Raw genomic sequence first — 16790 nt, 5'->3', positions numbered from 1 at the left:
AGATTTTGAAGGGCTGAAAAAACGCCTGCGAGCAGGCATCAAATCAGCGCTTTCAAGGCCACCTGGAACGCCGCGATGTTCTGCTCATGGCGTTTGTAATAAGTCCAGGGACCGATGCGTTGTGAGGTCACCAGTTGCGCCCGCTGCAAGGCAGCGAGATACAGCGAGACGGTCGACTGCGACAGGCCTACCCGATCCTGGATGATGCTCACGCAGACACCGACCTGCTCAGGATCCACCTCCTGCTCGGGGAAATGATGACGCGGATCCTTCAGCCAACTGAGGATGTTCAGGCGTGTTGGGTTGTCTAGCGCCTTCAGCGCTTCGCTTACGTCGATACTCATAGGTCACGCACGATAACTATTTTTTGCTATATTACGATATGCCCGCTCAACCGACAATGCGCCGGCCCCCGAACCGTATCGCTCGGGGGCCGGCACCTCGAGCGGACTATCCGCCATAGGTCGGATAGTCGGTGTAGCCGACAGCGGTTCCGCCGTACATGCTGGCCGGATCGACCGGGTTCAGCGGCCAGCCATTGGCAATCCGCTTGGGCAGGTCCGGGTTGGCGATGAACGGACGGCCGAAGGCGACCAGATCGCCCCAGCCCGCCTCGAGCACACGCTTGCCTCGCTCGGCGGTGTATTTGCCGGCATAGAGGATGCGCCCGCTGAAGACCTCGCGCACCGCGCTGCGGAAGCTTTCCGGCAGCTCCGGTGCGTTTTCCCAATCCGCCTCGGCCAGCGACAGGTAAGCGATGCCGACTTCTTCCAGCACCTTGACCGCTTCGACATAGGTCTCGTGTGGGTTTTCTTCGACCAGGCCGAGATATACGCGGGCCTCGTCGGTGCTGGCGAACAACGGGGCGAAACGCACGCCGAGCCGGTCTTTACCGACCACCGCGGCCACCGCCTGGGTCACCTCACGGAGGAAGCGCAGGCGATTTTGCAACGAGCTGCCGTACTCGTCGTCGCGCTGATTGCTGTGCGCGGAAATGAACTGGTTGATCAGATAACCGTTGGCGGAGTGGATTTCCACGCCGTCGAAACCGGCGTCGAGGGCGTTGCGAGCGGCCTGTGCATAGAGCTGTACCAGCTCCTTGACCTCGGCGGTGGTCAGTGCACGTGGCATCGAAGGCGGCGCCAGGGCGCCGGTGCCGGGACCTGTCTCGATGAATACGCTGACGCCCTCGGCCGGGATCGCCGATGGCGCCACCGGGGCTTCGCCATTGGGTTGCAACGAGGTGTGCGAGACCCGGCCGACATGCCAGAGCTGAGCGAAGATGGTGCCGCCCTCGGCGTGTACCGCATCGGTCACTTTGCGCCAGCCGAGGATCTGTTCGGCACTGTGGATGCCCGGGGTCCAGGCGTAGCCCTGGCCGCGCGGCTCGATCTGGGTGCCCTCGGTGACCATGAAGCCGGCACCGGTACGCTGGCGGTAGTAGGTCGCCATCAGGTCATTGGGAATGTTGCCTGGCTGCGAGCTACGCGAACGGGTCAGCGGCGGCAGGACGATGCGGTTTTTCAGGCTGTAGGGGCCCAGCGTGGTGCTTTCGAAAAGAATGGAATCTTTCATGTGTAACTACCTATATATTTGCGTTTGTAGATAAATAGATGCTAGTGCCTGGACAGGCACCTCTCGAGCGCTCCGTTTAGAACAGGCCGGTGGACGTCCAAGCCCAGTCGCGTCCCTGCCGCCGCAAAGCGGCAGGGACGCGACTGGAGCGCCTTGTTGGGTTTGCTTAGCCGGGTAGCTTGGCCGCCAGGACGTCAACCTTCTCGATTGACGGCGGTTTGGCAAACAGCTCGGCAGCCTTTGCCATAAGCGCCGCTGCGACCTTGCCCGAAAGATGAGCCTGCCGACCTGCTTCATCCGGGAAGGCGTCAAAGATGCCAAAGGTGGACGGCCCCAAGCGGATTCCGAACCACGCCGTAGTGGCTGGCTCTTCCTCCACTATTGGAAGGCCATCCAAGAGAAAGTTCTCTACCTCTTTCTCTTTCCCAGGCTTTGCTTCCAGACGAACGAACAACGCTACTTTGACCATGACGTACCTCCTGTTGTTACGACGACATCACCATGCGTGACGTATTCCAGTAAGCCCAACGCGATATTCGCCGATTTGCCGCCCAGCTCCAGCGTGGCGGGGATGAAGGGGCAGCGTCGAGTCATTTCCGCAGTCGCGGGAAAGGCGACTCTGCCCTCTCCTGGTCTTTCACGAACTGCCTCTACCGAGATACCGTGACGACGATCTTGCCGAACTGCTGGTTCGATTCCATGTAACGGTGCGCTTCGACGATCTGCTCGAAGGGGAAGGTCTTGGCAATGATCGGCTTCAGCTGTCCGGCCTCGAGGCCGCGCGTGATAAAGGCTTGCGCAGGCGCCAAGCGTTGCGGATCACCGGTCAGTTCGAACAGCGTGTAGCCGCGCACGCTCAGGGCCTTGTTCATCGCTACCAAGGCCGGGAACGGCGTCTCCTGACCGCTGAGATTGCCATAGATGAAAAGCAGGCCCTGCTGACTCATCGCTTGCGCCAGTGTTTCGACTTGCGGCCCCGCGACCGGGTCGAAGGCGATGCGCGCGCCGCGGCCGTCGGTGATCCGCATTACCTCCGCGACCAGGTCCTGCTCCTCGGTGGCGATCACATGCGCCGCCCCCGCCTCGCGTAGCGCCGCCTCCTTCGCGCGCGTCCGGGTCGTCGCGATCGGAATGGCGCCGACGCTGTTGGCGATCTGGATCGCGGCCAAGCCGACGCTGCTCGAAGCCGCCGTGATGATCACCGCATCACCGCGCTTGAGTTGGGCAATCTCGATCAGTGCGCCATAGGCGGTCAGATACTGCATCCAGATCGCCGCCCCCTTCACCGCGCCGACGCCCGCCGGCCGCTTCAGAACCCCCGTGGCCGGCACGATCGCCTGCTCGGCATAGACGCCAAACTTGTTCATGGAAAAAGCCGGAATCACGCTGACCGCTTCGCCAACCTCGAAGCCGTGAACGCCGCTGCCCAGCGCCTCGACGATGCCGGAAGCTTCGTAGCCGAGCCGGGCCGGCAGATGCGTCGGCTCCAGGTACACACCCGAGCGGAACATGGCTTCCGCGCGATTCAGGCCGATCGCCTCGACGCGGATGCGCAGCTCGCCGGAGCCCGGAGCGCCAACTTCGAGCTCTTCGATCTGCAAGACTTCGGGGCCGCCGATCTGATGAAAACGGACAACACGGGTCATTTTGGGTCTCCTTCTATTGAGGGATGGGAGCAGCGAGCCAGCCCTTGGCTGGCGCAGGTTAGCCGCCCCGCGCGTTACAACGTCGCTTCGGTCTGTGTGTCCGGTGCGTGGCTACTTCACGGACATGCAAATGCTATTCGCCATATATAGATTTGTAAATATGTAATTTTAATAATTTTATGCCCGTCCCTGCTCCCCCTATCTACGCTGCCTATGAACTCTCCCTGTCGAAAAAAATGCTGCCATCCGCTAAGTGCGCCACGGCGTGGTTCGCTCTTCGCCGGTCATCTGGGTCGCCTATGTAATCATGCCGTTATTTGCGCTCGCCAATGCCGGCGTAAGCCTTGATGGCGTCAATCTGGCCAATGAAGGCTCTTTGACGGTCATGCTCGGTGTGTCGTTGGCACTGCTCCTGGGCGCAAGAGCGCCAGCTATTCAGCCCAGCAGGTTTGCCTCACTCGGACGGCCGGGTACCTGGCAAACCTTCGGCTACTTTCATGCACGAAGGCAAACGCATGACAAACACCCACACTGACCACCACAGCCCGTGGTCTGTCTTTCTCATCTTTCTGCGCCTTGGACTGAGCTCCTTCGGCGGCCCCATCGTGCACTTAGGCTATTTCCGTGACGAGTTCGTCACACGACGGCGCTGGTTGTCCGAACGCAGTTATGCAGACTTGTTGGCACTGTGCCAATTCCTGCCAGGGCCTGCAAGCAGTCAGATCTGGATGTTATCGATCGGTGCCAAAACCATGTACTGGCCGGATCTCGGGTGAGACGTCACTACCTGTATCATGATTACGCCGAAGAAAAGAAGCGCGCTTGGAACCTGCTGGGTGATCGACCCAGTGCAGTTTTGTCCTCCACTTACGATCATCAACCGACCGAATCAATGATGTCTTTTCCAGCGTACGCCGCCACTGGATCACTACCACTTTCATAAGCCGGCATCATTAGTGCTGAGTTCTCATAGATTCGTAGATTACGTCCATGCAGCGACCCAGCACTTCATTAAACAACCAGCGAAAGAGATCGCTGTCGCGAAAACGGCCGTGTGGATTTTTAAAACGTCGAATGATTGGGTATTTCATCTTCAAGGCTCAACCGGCAGAACCAGCGATACGCCATATTCAATGGGCCTTCGCACAATCGCGGCTCTGAGCGAATGCCGTAGCAATAGCCCACGTCCAGCATGCAGATCATCAGTTCAAGATCAATCGACGGACGGACGGCCTATCTAGCTATAGAAATCCGCGAGAAGCGGACATCTAGCGTGAAATCCACGACTGCCATTCTTGGGTCGTGTTTCCCCCGGAACTCGTACCAGAGCCAGTCAAAACTTTGTGGGATAACACATCCAGACAGTGCTCACAGTTTCCTTGGGTGTCCCAGGATCGCGCGTGGATATCGACTGTACTGACCGTGCTAACAAGCAAGGTCAAGCTCCTGCAAAACCTTCCCCCCACTAAGTAGTGGGGTGCAGCCGCGAGGGGGGGGGGCTGAGCAGAAGACCCACAGTGACCGCGCACGGGTCCTGGGGTTAAGCCTGATGTTGGCACGCAGGGCTGGGGCGAACGCAACGCTATAGGAGCTTCCAGGTATAACTGAGGACGACGCGATACTCGTCAATATCAGTTCTGTAATTAGACCGCGCTACCGCGTCGCGAAGCCTGATGCCGAATCCCTTGACAGGCCCGCTCTGGAAAACATAAGACATATCGATATCGCGTTCGCTGTCTTTACCTTCATAGCCGCGCCCTGTCTCAACGTTGTTCCCCACGACGTATCTAGTCGAAAACAGCAGGCCCGGTACCCCCACCGCCGCAAAGTCATAGTCGTAACGCACCTGATAAGACACCTCGTCTTGTGATGAAAAGTCATAAGTGGGCAGTTCATTGGCCAAGGGCGCAATATTGGCGAACACCCGGGGGAACGCGGTGTCACCGTACATTCTTTGGTACCCTACGGTCACAGCATGCCCGGACCTTGCCACCCCGAGTGTGCCATACAGAGCGCGGTTATCGACCTTCCCGATTAGGTGATCACCATCTTCAACAGCATCATACTGTGCCAACGTACCGCTTAGGGATGGTCTGAAGTAGTTGTGTATTTCTGGCTGACTTCAGCCCCTGCCGATTTTAAAAGCGGCAAATCGATCAAAAACGCTCAGATCACCCGCTTATTTCTGTGTTTTTAGCCGCCGCGAGCACCTCGCGGCAGCCATTTTCCACATTACAGGCGCACCTCTCCTGCATTCGCCAGTAAATGTCGGCGCGCCATCCACAGGTTCGACAGCGCGAACAGCGTCATCAGTTGCGCCGTGTTCTTCGCCAGACCACGGAAGCGCACCTTCACATAACCGAACTGGCGCTTGATCACCCGGAACGGATGCTCGACCTTGGCTCGTACCTGAGCCTTGGCCTTCTCAATCTTGCGCTTGGCTTTGTACAAAGCACTGCGCTTATCAAGCTTCTTGTAAGTACTACGGCGGGCGGCGATCTGCCAGATGACCCCCCGGCCTTCATGTTCAGGGCGTTTCTCGACGCCGGTGTAACCCGCGTCGGCACCGACCATGTTCTCATCGCCGTGCAGCAGCTTATCGACCTGGGTGACATCGGCCACGTTGGCCGCCGTGCCCACCACGCTGTGCACCAAGCCCGACTCATCATCGACACCGATGTGCGCCTTCATGCCGAAGTGGTGAGTCGGCCGCGGGAACTGCCCCCGCAGCCGCTCGCAGAACCGTACGTGACACTCTCGCGTCATACGGCTCCCGTTATCCAACCTTGCTGCCCGGTCACTCGCCAGTGATGAAACAGCCGGGGTACCACAGTCCGCATCTTGTCCAGCCATTGGCTAATGCGCCGCTTGCGCCTATGAAGAGCCTTGTATTTTCGTCGGGCCCAGCGTTCAAGCGCGCGGTCAATGTGCTGGAAGATGCCAAGCATGGCTGTCCGATAGAACGAGCCATAGTATTGCGACCACCCCTGTATCACTGGATTGTAGAGCCGAGCCACGTCGACCAGCGTCACGTGGGTTTGGCGATTGAGTCGCCACCTGCGTACCGCTTGCCGCATCCGCTTTAAGGCATCCGCACTCGCTCCCGGAAGGAAGCTCGTGAAGAGCTGGTCTTGTTTGCTGAGCGCCTTCCTCGGCCTAAAGGTGAAGCCGAGGAAGGTAAAGCTCACATGCGGATAACCTGCGCGACGGTTACTGTCCTTGCAGTACACGACCTTCGATTTCTCGGGGTGCATCGTCAAGCCACAGGCAGCCAGCCGTGAAGCAATGGAGCGCATCACGTACTCCGCTTGCTTTCGACTGCGGCAGTGCACCACCGCATCATCGGCGTAGCGGGCAAACGGGCAGTTGGGGCTGGTACGTTGCATCCAGGTGTCGAAGGCATAGTGCATGAACAGATTCATCAGGAGGGGACTGATCACTCCACCTTGCGGGGTGCCGCGTTCGCGTCGGACGCGCATACCGTGATCCGTTTCGAACGGCGCAACCAGCCACCGCTCGATGTACAGAAGTATCCAGTCCTCCTTGATGTGCAGGCGCACCGCCTTCATCAGCAACCCATGATTGATCTGATCGAAGGCTGCCTTGATATCAAACTCCACCACCCAGTCGTATCGCCAGCAGCGCTCACGCGTGATCGCCACCGCCTGCTTCGCTGATCGTCCCGGCCGGTACCCATAGGAGTCCGAGTGGAAGATCGAGTCCAGCTCCGGCTCGATGAGAAGCTTGACCACGGTTTGCGCGACACGATCACCAACCGTGGGCACTCCCAGCTTGCGCGTGCCTCCCGATGCCTTGGGAATTTCTACTTGCTTGACCGGAGGCGGGAAGTACGACCCCGACGACATCCGATTCCACAGCTTGTAGAGATTCTTAGACAGATCCCGCTCGAAATCGGCGATGGTTTCATCGTCGATGCCGGCAGCACCGCGGTTGGCCCTGACCTGCTGGTAGGCGTCCCATACCGTGCGTTTCGCTATGTCATAAGGTTTCGCCGAGCTCACGCCACTCATCCCCGGAGGTTGGCAACGCTCGTCGGCCGGATAACGCCGCCCCTTCGCTCCACCTCCATTACAGAGGCTTCATCGCTACTACGGGAGGCTCCGCCCCTCGTTCCAGCATCGGTATTCTTCCTCATGGTGTTGGCCATTTGTCATTTTCCTTCGCATCTGGAACAAGGTTCTCACGTTCCGTACCAAAGCCTGTATGAAGATCATGCCGCCTATACACCGGCTGCCATCGGGTCCGTAAGCAGGTAACGCCCCGACTTGTCCTGAAGCCAGTACTCCACCTCAGTTTCGGCAGCACCTTGGGCATAACGATGCGTCATCGGACGGTTTGCTTTCGCTCATCTTCTCCATACTCACCTGCCATCCTCAGGGATGACTTTTCCTCGGTCGCTCACCACCACACCTTTTGGATGCCGCAGCACCGGGTGGTTTGAAGTCCGCTCCTGCAAGCCGACTTCGGAAGGCCTACTTCCATCTTCGGCACAGCAGCACAGGTCATCTGACCTGTGTTCGTGACACACAGTACTGGTTACCCTTCTTGGTCTGATGCATTTCCGGGTCGCGCTTACCGTCCTTGTTCTTGGTCGAACTCGGCGCATTGATCAGCGTGGCATCGACGATCGTGCCTTGGCGCAGCGACAGCCCTCGGTCGCCCAGATAGCCATTGATGACAGCCAAGATGCCGGCGGCTAGTTCGTGCTTCTCCAGCAAACGACGGAAGTTGAGGATGGTGGTTTCATCGGGGATACGCTCCAAGCTCAGCCCCGCGAACTGGCGCAGGATGGTGGTCTCGTACAGCGCCTCTTCCATCGCTGGATCGCTGTAACCGAACCAGTTTTGCATCAGGTGCACGCGCAGCATCGCCATCAGCGGATAGGCCGGACGACCGCCTTCACCCTTGGGATAATGCGGCTCGATCAAGGCAATCAAACCCTTCCACGGCACCACCCGATCCATCTCGATCAGGAACAACTCTTTGCGGGTTTGTTTGCGCTTACCGGCGTACTCGGCGTCGGCGAAGGTCATCTGCTTCATCGGGAAACTCGGTGGGTGGAATCCGGGTATTTTGCCAAAATCTGGAAGTCTTCTTCAGAGTTTCCCTAGCATTAAGCTGGGCGCGACAACAGACGTCTAGTTGGGCGGCACCTGAAGGTTTCGACCAGCCACATAACGGCCTAGGTCAATCGACGGGCAAGAATAGAATGTCTCCTATAGTCCGCTAGTGTGCGCTCTCTTGCTTGGATGGCATTACGTTCTGGCCCAACGTTACTGTAGCGAATCCGCAGCAGTATCAATCAAAGCCTCCTGTATCCCGCGTGAAGAAAGACGCTACGTTGCGCCCGTTCTTCCACGGCTTCGCTTGCCGCCCCGCTACGGCAGATTCGAAGTATTCATCGAAATGTCATCCTTTAGAAGCAGTGCGGTAACAAGGAATTTCTACCCTTTGCATCGCGAACCGCAATTGTGCGGCCAGCAATATTGCGAAAGGTGATCAAATGACGCCCCATCCGATACAGGACGCCGTGCTGCGGGTCGACCGGTTGAGCGTCGTCTATCCAGGCGGCGTGACAGCCCTACGCGATACCTCGATTGCATTTCGGCGTGGTGAGTTCACCGTGCTGCTTGGTCTCTCGGGCGCAGGCAAGTCGACCTTGCTCCGTAGTCTCAATCGACTCGTCACGCCCACTGGCGGCAGTGTCACCAGCGAACTCGGTGAACTCGGCAGCGGCTCGGCCTTGCGTCAGCATCGTCGGCGTACCGCCATGATCTTTCAGCACCACCAGCTAATCGAACGTCAAAGCGCACTGGCTAATGTGCTTACCGGTCGGCTGGCCTTTCACAACACGCTCCGCTCGCTGTTTCCTCTGCCGCGTGCCGATCAGGAGATTGCGCTCAGTTGCCTCGCTCGGGTCGGTCTGGCAGACAAGGCGCTAAGCCGGGTGGACAAACTGTCCGGTGGCCAGCAGCAGCGGGTAGGCATCGCGCGTGCGCTAGCGCAACAGCCGGCGATCATTCTGGCCGATGAGCCGGTAGCCAGTCTCGACCCGGCCACTTCGGTCCGTGTTCTCGGATTGCTGCGCGACATCTGCAAGGAAGACGGCATCACCGCCATCGTTTCGCTGCATCAACTCGAATATGCCCGCCGCTTCGCCGATCGCGTCGTCGGGCTGGCCGATTCTCAGATTGTTTTCGATGCCGCGCCCTCGGAACTCACCGATGCGCAGCTTGAGCGCATCTATGCAGGCCGCTCTACGACTCAGCCAGCGAATGCTCCGGCTGAACCACCTGTCATGCTCGAACCTTCACTGGAGATGTCCCGATGAAACGCTTATCCGCGCTCTTATTGACTTGCTTGCTGTCCGCTGTTTCAAGTTTGTCCGCCCTAGCGGCCGATGCCGATCCGGATGTGCTAAAGGTTGCCCTGCTGCCGGACGAAAACGCCTCCGAGCTGATCAAGCGTAACCAGCCGCTGAAGGATTATCTGGAAGAGCATCTGGACAAGAAGGTGCAGCTGATCGTAACCACCGACTATTCCTCGATGATTGAGGCGATGCGCTTTGGCCGTATCGACCTGGCGTATTTCGGTCCGCTGTCCTACGTCATGGCCAAAAGCAAAAGCGACATCGAGCCCTTCGCTGCCATGGTCATCGACGGCAAGCCGACCTATCGCTCGGTGATTATCGCCAATGTGGCGTCAGGCGTGAATGAGTATGCCGACCTTAAGGGCAAGAAGATGGCCTATGGTGACCGGGCATCGACGTCCAGCCATTTGATTCCCAAAACCGTGCTTCTTGAGACGGCCGATTTGACGGGTGGGCAGGACTACGAACAACATTTTGTGGGCACGCATGACGCCGTTGCCGTCAACGTGGCGAACGGCAACGCCGATGCGGGTGGGCTGTCGGAGGTAATTTTCAATCACGTAGCCGAACGTGGCCTAATCGATCCGAGCAAGGTGAAAGTACTTGGTTACAGCGGCGAATACCCCCAGTACCCCTGGGCGATGCGCTCGAACCTGAGCCCCGAGCTGAAAACCAAGGTGCGGGATGTATTCGTCGGTATCGACGATCCCGAAGTGCTGCGCAACTTCAAGGCCGAGGCCTTCGCGCCAATCACCGACGCCGACTACGATGTGATCCGCAACATGGGATCGCTGCTCGGCCTCGACTTCGCCACGATGTGAGCACCGATATGTCTACTCATTACGACGTGCAGGCGCTGCCTGCAGAGCAACGCGAGCACATCCTTCGAGGCTTCGGCCTCGGTTGGTGGCGCCAGCTGGGGCAGGTGGCGATTGTATTCGGAGTGGTGCTGTTGGCCTGCTGGTACGTGGGGCTGCTCGATGCCACCACGCTGCTGAACGGGCTGCCCTCCATCGCGACCCTGGCAGGCGAGGCCATGCCGCCAGACTTTTCGGGCTATCGAAGCTGGATTCGCCCCTTGATCGACACCTTGGCGATGAGCATCGCCGGTACGGCCATCGCAGTGGTGTTCTCGCTGGTGGTGGCCTTCGTTGCAGCGCGCAATACGGCGCCGCACCCCCTTGTGTTCGGTGTTGCCCGGGTGCTGCTCAATGCCCTGCGGTCGGTGCCGGAGCTGATCATGGGCATCATCTTCGTTGCAGCCGTAGGGTTCGGCGCCTTGCCGGGCGTGCTTGCCCTGGGTCTGCATTCGGTCGGCATGGTCGGCAAGTTCTTCGCCGAGGCCATCGAGCACGTCGACGAAGCGCCGGTGGAAGCCGCTCGGGCGGCGGGGGCTACGCCGATGCAAGTGCTGCTGCACGCGGTTTTGCCACAGGTGACGCCGCAGTTCGCCGACGTGGCGATCTACCGCTGGGAATACAACTTTCGCGCCTCCACCGTGATGGGCATGGTTGGCGCCGGCGGTATCGGCTTCGAACTCATGGGCTCGCTGCGCATCATGCAGTACCAGGAGGTTGCAGCAATCCTGCTGGTCATCCTGGCCATGGTCACGCTAGTAGACGCCTTCAGTGGCGTGCTGCGCAAACGTTTCAAATAGGACAAACCATGCTGCCGAAACTCGTTATAACTCACCGAGTACACGATGAGATCCTGCAACTGCTGGCGCCACATTGCGAGCTGATGACCAACCAGACCGACAGCACGCTGACGCGCGAGGAAATTCTGCGCCGCTGCCGCGATGCTCAGGCGATGATGGCGTTCATGCCCGATCGGGTCGATGCAGACTTTCTTCAAGCCTGCCCTGAGCTGCGTGTAGTCGGCTGCGCGCTCAAGGGCTTCGACAATTTCGATGTGGACGCCTGTACTGCCCGCGGGGTCTGGCTGACCTTCGTGCCTGATCTGTTGACGGTCCCGACTGCCGAGCTGGCGATCGGACTGGCGGTGGGGCTGGGGCGGCATCTGCGGGCAGCAGATGCGTTCGTCCGCTCTGGCGAGTTCCAGGGCTGGCAACCACAGTTCTACGGCACGGGGCTGGATAACGCTACGGTCGGCATCCTTGGCATGGGCGCCATCGGACTGGCCATGGCTGATCGCTTGCAGGGATGGGGCGCGACCCTGCAGTACCACGAGGCGAAGGCTCTGGATACACAAACCGAGCAACGGCTCGGCCTGCGCCAGGTGGCGTGCAGCGAACTCTTCGCCAGCTCGGACTTCATCCTGCTGGCGCTTCCCTTGAATGCCGATACCCAGCATCTGGTCAACGCCGAGCTGCTTGCCCTCGTACGGCCGGGCGCTCTGCTTGTAAACCCCTGTCGTGGTTCGGTAGTGGATGAAGCCGCCGTGCTCGCGGCGCTTGAGCGAGGCCAGCTCGGCGGGTATGCGGCGGATGTATTCGAAATGGAAGACTGGGCTCGCGCGGACCGGCCGCGGCTGATCGATCCTGCGCTGCTCGCGCATCCGAATACGCTGTTCACTCCGCACATAGGGTCGGCAGTGCGCGCGGTGCGCCTGGAGATTGAACGTTGTGCAGCGCAGAACATCATCCAGGTATTGGCAGGTGCGCGCCCAATCAACGCTGCGAACCGTCTGCCCAAGGCCGAGCCTGCCGCATGTTGAATCCGGTCTGGCTGAAGAGCCTGGTAGCGATCGTTCAAACAGGCAGTTTTCAGAGCGCGGCGAGGGCGTTGGGGCTGGCCCAGCCGACGGTGTCGCAGCACTTGCAGAAGCTTGAAGAGCAGGTCGGCGTAACGCTGGTGCAGCGCAGTCGTAGCGGCTGCCAGCCTACCACACGGGCGCTGGCCTTCATGCCGCATGCGACCGCCTTGCTCGACATGCACGCCCGGGCGCTAGAAGCCCTGCATGGCAATCGTGAGCGCGTCGGGGCCAGCTCCAACATCGGCACCTACCTTCTCCAGCCATTCGTGCGCAACTATCTGACGACCGCAAATGAGAGGGGCGAGGTGGATCTGCGCATCGCCGCCAACCCGGATGTGGCCGACCAGCTACTGGCGGGCCAGCTCGACGCCGCGATCATGGAATGGTGGCTACCTCACCCCGACTTCGAACACCGCCTCTGGCGGGTCGAGCCGCTGGTGCTTATCGTCAGCCCCGACCATGCGCTGGCTGAAGCAGGGTGCATAGAACGTGATCGTCTGGTGGACCTGCCGATGCTGGGAGGTGAACCGGGTAGCGGTACCGGACGGCTTCTGACCGAATACTTTGGCGAACTGGGCGTGCCTCGCAGCGGTATGCAGCTAGGCAGCACCGAGGCAGTCAAACAAGCAGTGAGGGCGGGACTCGGCGTGTCGTTGGTGATGGCTTCCGCAGTACAAGACGAAGTTCGCAGTGGCGCGCTGGTAGCTCTTCCCATCCCGGGGCTTGAAAAGCGTCTCCAACTGATCTGGCGCAAACCTCCCGGAAATCTGCACCCGCCGGGATTTGTGCGGCACTTATTGGAGGAGGCAGATCTAGCTGGATAAGGTGATGGATGGTTGCGATCCAGCGCTTGGCTTGTCAGCCTAGGGAAACTCTGAAAAAGACTTTCTGATTTGGCAAAATACCGCGACCCCACCCACCGAGTTTCCCGATGAAGCAGATGACCTTCGCCGACGCCGAGTACGCTGGCAAGCGCAAGCAAACCCGCAAGGAGTTGTTCCTGATCGAGATGGATCGGGTGGTGCCGTGGAAGGGCTTGATTGCTTTGATCGAGCCACATTATCCGAAAGGTGAAGGTGGCCGTCCGGCCTACCCGTTGATGGCGATGCTGCGTGTGCATCTGCTGCAGAACTGGTTCGGCTACAGCGATCCAGCGATGGAGGAAGCGCTGTACGAAACCACGATCCTGCGCCAGTTTGCCGGGCTGAACCTGGAGCGCATCCCCGACGAAACCACCATTCTCAACTTCCGCCGCTTGCTGGAGAAACACGAGCTGGCGGCCGGCATCCTCGCTGTCATCAATGGCTATCTGGGCGACCGCGGCCTGTCGCTGCGCCAGGGCACCATCGTCGATGCAACGCTGATCAATGCGCCCAGTTCGACCAAGAACAAGGACGGCAAGCGCGACCCGGAAATGCACCAGACCAAGAAGGGAAACCAGTATTATTTTGGCATGAAGGCCCACATCGGCGCCGATGACGAATCGGGTCTGGTGCACAGCGTAGTGGGCACGGCGGCCAATGTGGCGGATGTCACCCAGGTGGACAAATTGCTGCATGGCGACGAAAACGTGGTCTGCGCCGATGCAGGCTACACCGGTGTCGAAAAGCGGCCCGAGCATGAAGGACGTGAAGTTATCTGGCAGGTGGCGGCACGCCGCAGCACCTACAAAAAACTCGATAAGCGCAGCGTGCTGTACAAAGCCAAGCGCAAGATTGAAAAGGCCAAGGCTCAGGTGCGCGCCAAGGTCGAGCATCCGTTCCGGGTAATCAAGCGCCAGTTCGGTTACACCAAGGTGCGCTTTCGCGGCTTGGCCAAAAACACGGCGCAACTGGTGACACTGTTCGCTCTGTCGAACCTGTGGATGGCGCGCCGACATTTACTGACGAATGCAGGAGAGGTGCGCCTGTAATGCGGGAAATGGCCACCGGAGTGGGGTCCGGGTGGCGAAAACGTAAGAAATACTCGTCGAATTGATTGTTTTTTGATCATTTGGCGAGTTTAAAAGTTGCGCTAGGTGGTATGCCGGGGAAATACATGGCTACTTCAGACCATCCCTAGGTGCTTAATGCTCGGATCTCTCACGAAAAAAAGGATATCGATTTACCAACAAATAAAACCGAATCAAGGGACAGTTGCCGCACGGAAGCCCAGCTAGTAAAGGCCATAAAAACGTAGTTAGCGGATCTGCTCCCTCGAATATGAGGCTGCTCCTATGTATGAACCCGACAGCTACAACGTTTTTGCAAAAATTTTTTATCGGCCCATTGACGCAGCTATACGCTGGTGCAATCTCATGGCTCATGAAACCCAAATACTAGAATCGGCTTGGGACTGTCCTGCGCTCCTGTCAAAATACTTCCCCCAATGGCCGTGCCTACAGGCAAATACCGAAAAAATTATAGATGCCATTCGCCATGGCGACCTGGCCTATGGCTGCTTCGGCGTGTCGGTCACGATTGGCACGCCCATCGATTGCAGTCAGATAACTATCCGCCATACTGACCTCAGAGTTTGGATGGCGCGCTACTACCCTGACCAAAGACCAAGCTTTCTTTTCGAACAGTCCTTCAACCAACAAGGAGCTATCAGCCCTGGCACCTATCTGGCCTTACAAGCCGACCGAGATGCAATGCAATTGCGGATAAAAAATATAGAAGCGTCTTATCAACAACTACTCGATGAGCTTGAGGCAATGGGGTTGGAAAGAGAAAATATCCATCAGTTACTAAAGTCCAACAGTAAACTCAGTGACCGCAGTGAAATCGGCTACCTGAAAGTCATAGGGGCGTTGCTTGAACTAATCTTAGGACACTCGCCATCAGGTAAACCGCACTCAGTATTTGATAGTCAATCCTCCATCGTCAATTCCATCTCAGCTCATCGCAAAGACGATCCTGGCCTGAGCAAACGCACGCTGGATGCAAAGTTCGCCGCAGCCAATCGCATACTCAAAAAAGGTATCTGAGTGGAGCAATTGCACTGCAATACCTCTGATTGCAGTGCAATGACTCTCCCCCACTTCTGCTATTCAATTCAGGTCACTTCCCACCACGCGCCAATCGGCGCCAGGAGTGACCAGCATGTCCAGCCAATCCTTACCCATCGTTGAAGCACCTCAACTGCAGGTAGAACGCCACATCATGCGACGTGACGAGGTGGAGCGAAAAACCGGCTTCAAACGCGCGCACATCTACAACCTGATGAAGGAAGGTAAATTCCCTCAGGCTAAACGCATTGGATTGCGGGCAGTCGGTTGGGACTCGCTAGAAATCGAGCAGTGGGTCGTTGAACGCTTAGGCAAACAGGCCTGATGCCATGCGTGTGGTATCGGTGGTTTCCACCAAAGGCGGGGTGGGCAAAACCACAGTAGCCGCCAATCTCGGCGGCCTACTGGCTGACGCAGGCCTACGCGTCCTGCTACTGGATCTGGATAGCCAACCCACCCTCTCCAGCTATTACGCCTTGAGCCAGAAGGCTGATGTCGGTGCGTACGAGTTCATCGCACTCAACCTAGCTATGCCTGCCCAGATTATTTCCAGGACAGTGATTGCAGGGCTCGATCTGATCGTCTCCAACGACGATCAAGGTCGACTGAGTACCTTGCTGCTGCACGCCCCTGACGGGCGATTACGCCTACGCAATCTGCTCGACAACTTCCGCGCCCGTTACGACCTGCTTTTGATCGACACCCAAGGTGCGCGTAGCGTGCTGCTGGAGATGGCCATCCTGGCCTCCGACCTTGCCCTCTCTCCCATCACCCCGGAAATGCTCGCCGCCCGCGAACTGCAGCGTGGCACCTTGAAGCTACTCAGCGAACTCGAACCTTTCCGCCACCTGGGCATTCCACCCCCACCCTTACGACTGCTCCTGAACCAGGTGAATGCCATTCGAGTGGACACCCGGATGATCATCCGTGGCCTGCGCGAGACCTTCGCAGGGGCTAACAACATCTCGGTTCTAGACACCGCAATTCCGGAGCGAGTGGCGTACCTCAACGCCGCCTCCCTTGGCCTACCGGTCCACCGAGTCGAGACACGCCAGTCACGGGAACGACGCTCGCCATCCGCGATGGAAACCATGCAAGCGCTGGCCATCGAGTTGTTTCCGGAATGGCGCGAAGCGATTTCTAGGGTGGGCAGGTGCACGGAGGTTAAATGACACCATTCACCATGCCGGCACTTCTCGCCCAATCATTGTGTTTGCTCGACCTTATAGCCAACAGCGTTTGGCAAGGAGTCTTCTGATGTTGGATCAACTTCCCATCATCGCTCCACCATTCACTCGACCACACCACCCATCTGGCGATGAATACTGCACTGTCGTCTTTCGCCTGCAGGGTGGACGCTCGGCCATGGGTTGGCTCCTCGCAGAGCTTTCCAGACATTTCGAAGGTTCGGGGACTGCCAAGATCGTCAAGTTCGAGGTCGGTGACCATTTGCGTAACCGGCGTTAACTGAGGT

General features: G+C 58.6%; 15 protein-coding genes and 7 pseudogenes. 13 read left to right on the top strand and 9 right to left on the bottom strand.

Annotated features, from left to right (window positions below; all coding sequences use genetic code 11):
* Positions 1 to 38: 38 nt before the first annotated feature.
* The 4 genes from PSH76_RS09185 to PSH76_RS09170 all read right to left on the bottom strand — a co-directional run bounded on the left by PSH76_RS09185 (position 39) and on the right by PSH76_RS09170 (position 3221).
* Positions 39 to 344: a helix-turn-helix transcriptional regulator gene (locus PSH76_RS09185; RefSeq protein ID WP_017735055.1), complete on the bottom strand. Its 306-nt coding sequence runs from the start codon at positions 342 to 344 to the stop codon at positions 39 to 41.
* Between the two features lie 106 nt (positions 345 to 450).
* Positions 451 to 1575 carry an alkene reductase gene (locus PSH76_RS09180; RefSeq protein ID WP_032902060.1) on the bottom strand — a complete coding sequence of 375 codons (1125 nt, stop codon included), beginning with the start codon at positions 1573 to 1575 and terminating at the stop codon, positions 451 to 453.
* A 166-nt stretch (positions 1576 to 1741) separates the two neighbouring features.
* Positions 1742 to 2044: a putative quinol monooxygenase gene (locus PSH76_RS09175; RefSeq protein ID WP_032902063.1), complete on the bottom strand. Its 303-nt coding sequence runs from the start codon at positions 2042 to 2044 to the stop codon at positions 1742 to 1744.
* A 181-nt stretch (positions 2045 to 2225) separates the two neighbouring features.
* Positions 2226 to 3221 carry a zinc-dependent alcohol dehydrogenase family protein gene (locus PSH76_RS09170; RefSeq protein WP_032902064.1) on the bottom strand — a complete coding sequence of 332 codons (996 nt, stop codon included), beginning with the start codon at positions 3219 to 3221 and terminating at the stop codon, positions 2226 to 2228.
* A 289-nt stretch (positions 3222 to 3510) separates the two neighbouring features.
* Here PSH76_RS09170 and PSH76_RS09165 point away from each other — a divergent pair.
* The 3 pseudogenes from PSH76_RS09165 to PSH76_RS09155 form a co-directional block, all read left to right on the top strand.
* Positions 3511 to 3639, top strand: a pseudogene (locus PSH76_RS09165) (Na+/H+ antiporter NhaA); the annotation flags it as partial.
* 97 nt (positions 3640 to 3736) lie between these two features.
* Positions 3737 to 3952: pseudogene (locus PSH76_RS09160) on the top strand (chromate transporter); the annotation flags it as partial.
* A pseudogene (locus PSH76_RS09155) lies at positions 3946 to 4164 on the top strand (site-specific integrase); the annotation flags it as partial. The pseudogenes PSH76_RS09160 and PSH76_RS09155, both read left to right, overlap by 7 nt.
* Before the next feature lie 46 nt (positions 4165 to 4210).
* On the opposite strand, the pseudogene PSH76_RS09150 reads toward PSH76_RS09155, so the two are convergent.
* The 5 genes and pseudogenes from PSH76_RS09150 to PSH76_RS09130 form a co-directional block, all read right to left on the bottom strand.
* Positions 4211 to 4448 (bottom strand): annotated as a pseudogene (locus PSH76_RS09150) (transposase); the annotation flags it as partial.
* Positions 4449 to 4803: 355 nt separating this feature from the next.
* Positions 4804 to 5295 (bottom strand): annotated as a pseudogene (locus PSH76_RS09145) (OprD family outer membrane porin); the annotation flags it as partial.
* A gap of 158 nt (positions 5296 to 5453) precedes the next feature.
* Positions 5454 to 5924, bottom strand: a pseudogene (locus PSH76_RS09140) (IS5 family transposase); the annotation flags it as partial.
* Between the two features lie 59 nt (positions 5925 to 5983).
* Positions 5984 to 7252: a group II intron reverse transcriptase/maturase gene (gene ltrA, locus PSH76_RS09135; RefSeq protein WP_010466266.1), complete on the bottom strand. Its 1269-nt coding sequence runs from the start codon at positions 7250 to 7252 to the stop codon at positions 5984 to 5986.
* A 519-nt stretch (positions 7253 to 7771) separates the two neighbouring features.
* A pseudogene (locus PSH76_RS09130) lies at positions 7772 to 8284 on the bottom strand (IS5-like element ISPre1 family transposase); the annotation flags it as partial.
* A 461-nt stretch (positions 8285 to 8745) separates the two neighbouring features.
* On the opposite strand from PSH76_RS09130, the gene phnC reads away from it, so the two are divergent.
* From phnC to PSH76_RS09080, 10 genes are all read left to right on the top strand, one after another.
* Entirely contained in the window at positions 8746 to 9573 is an 828-nt protein-coding gene (gene phnC, locus PSH76_RS09125) for a phosphonate ABC transporter ATP-binding protein (protein WP_003118432.1), read from the top strand.
* Positions 9570 to 10433 (top strand): phosphate/phosphite/phosphonate ABC transporter substrate-binding protein, encoded by an 864-nt coding sequence (phnD, locus tag PSH76_RS09120; RefSeq protein WP_010466255.1) that lies wholly within the window; start codon positions 9570 to 9572, stop codon positions 10431 to 10433. The genes phnC and phnD overlap by 4 nt, the downstream gene beginning before the upstream one ends.
* 8 nt (positions 10434 to 10441) lie before the next feature.
* On the top strand, positions 10442 to 11269 hold the full coding sequence (phnE, locus tag PSH76_RS09115) for a phosphonate ABC transporter, permease protein PhnE (RefSeq protein ID WP_010466252.1): 828 nt from the start codon (positions 10442 to 10444) through the stop codon (positions 11267 to 11269).
* Between the two features lie 8 nt (positions 11270 to 11277).
* The gene (ptxD, locus tag PSH76_RS09110) at positions 11278 to 12288 is read left to right on the top strand and encodes a phosphonate dehydrogenase PtxD (RefSeq protein ID WP_003118429.1); all 1011 of its coding nucleotides are present in this window, start codon (positions 11278 to 11280) and stop codon (positions 12286 to 12288) included.
* Positions 12282 to 13151 carry a LysR family transcriptional regulator gene (locus PSH76_RS09105; protein WP_010466239.1) on the top strand — a complete coding sequence of 290 codons (870 nt, stop codon included), beginning with the start codon at positions 12282 to 12284 and terminating at the stop codon, positions 13149 to 13151. The genes ptxD and PSH76_RS09105 overlap by 7 nt, the downstream gene beginning before the upstream one ends.
* Positions 13152 to 13258: 107 nt before the next feature.
* A complete protein-coding gene (locus PSH76_RS09100) occupies positions 13259 to 14239 on the top strand; it encodes an IS5-like element IS1384 family transposase (protein WP_010466230.1) in 981 nt (326 codons plus the stop codon).
* A 303-nt stretch (positions 14240 to 14542) separates the two neighbouring features.
* Positions 14543 to 15295, top strand: coding sequence for a hypothetical protein (locus PSH76_RS09095; protein WP_032903637.1), 753 nt, complete (start codon positions 14543 to 14545; stop codon positions 15293 to 15295).
* A gap of 115 nt (positions 15296 to 15410) precedes the next feature.
* Positions 15411 to 15641 carry an AlpA family transcriptional regulator gene (locus PSH76_RS09090; protein WP_020300882.1) on the top strand — a complete coding sequence of 77 codons (231 nt, stop codon included), beginning with the start codon at positions 15411 to 15413 and terminating at the stop codon, positions 15639 to 15641.
* Positions 15642 to 15645: 4 nt separating this feature from the next.
* Positions 15646 to 16488: a ParA family protein gene (locus tag PSH76_RS09085; RefSeq protein WP_020300883.1), complete on the top strand. Its 843-nt coding sequence runs from the start codon at positions 15646 to 15648 to the stop codon at positions 16486 to 16488.
* Positions 16489 to 16573: 85 nt separating this feature from the next.
* Complete coding sequence (locus tag PSH76_RS09080) at positions 16574 to 16783, top strand: hypothetical protein (RefSeq protein WP_076964377.1); 210 nt, start codon at positions 16574 to 16576, stop codon at positions 16781 to 16783.
* Positions 16784 to 16790 lie beyond the last annotated feature (7 nt).

The organism is Pseudomonas sp. FP215, from assembly GCF_030687795.1.
In the GTDB taxonomy this organism is placed as follows: domain Bacteria; phylum Pseudomonadota; class Gammaproteobacteria; order Pseudomonadales; family Pseudomonadaceae; genus Aquipseudomonas; species Aquipseudomonas salmasensis.
The sequence above is the reverse complement of the archived record's forward strand: the minus strand, read 5'-3'. Positions and strand labels throughout refer to the sequence as shown.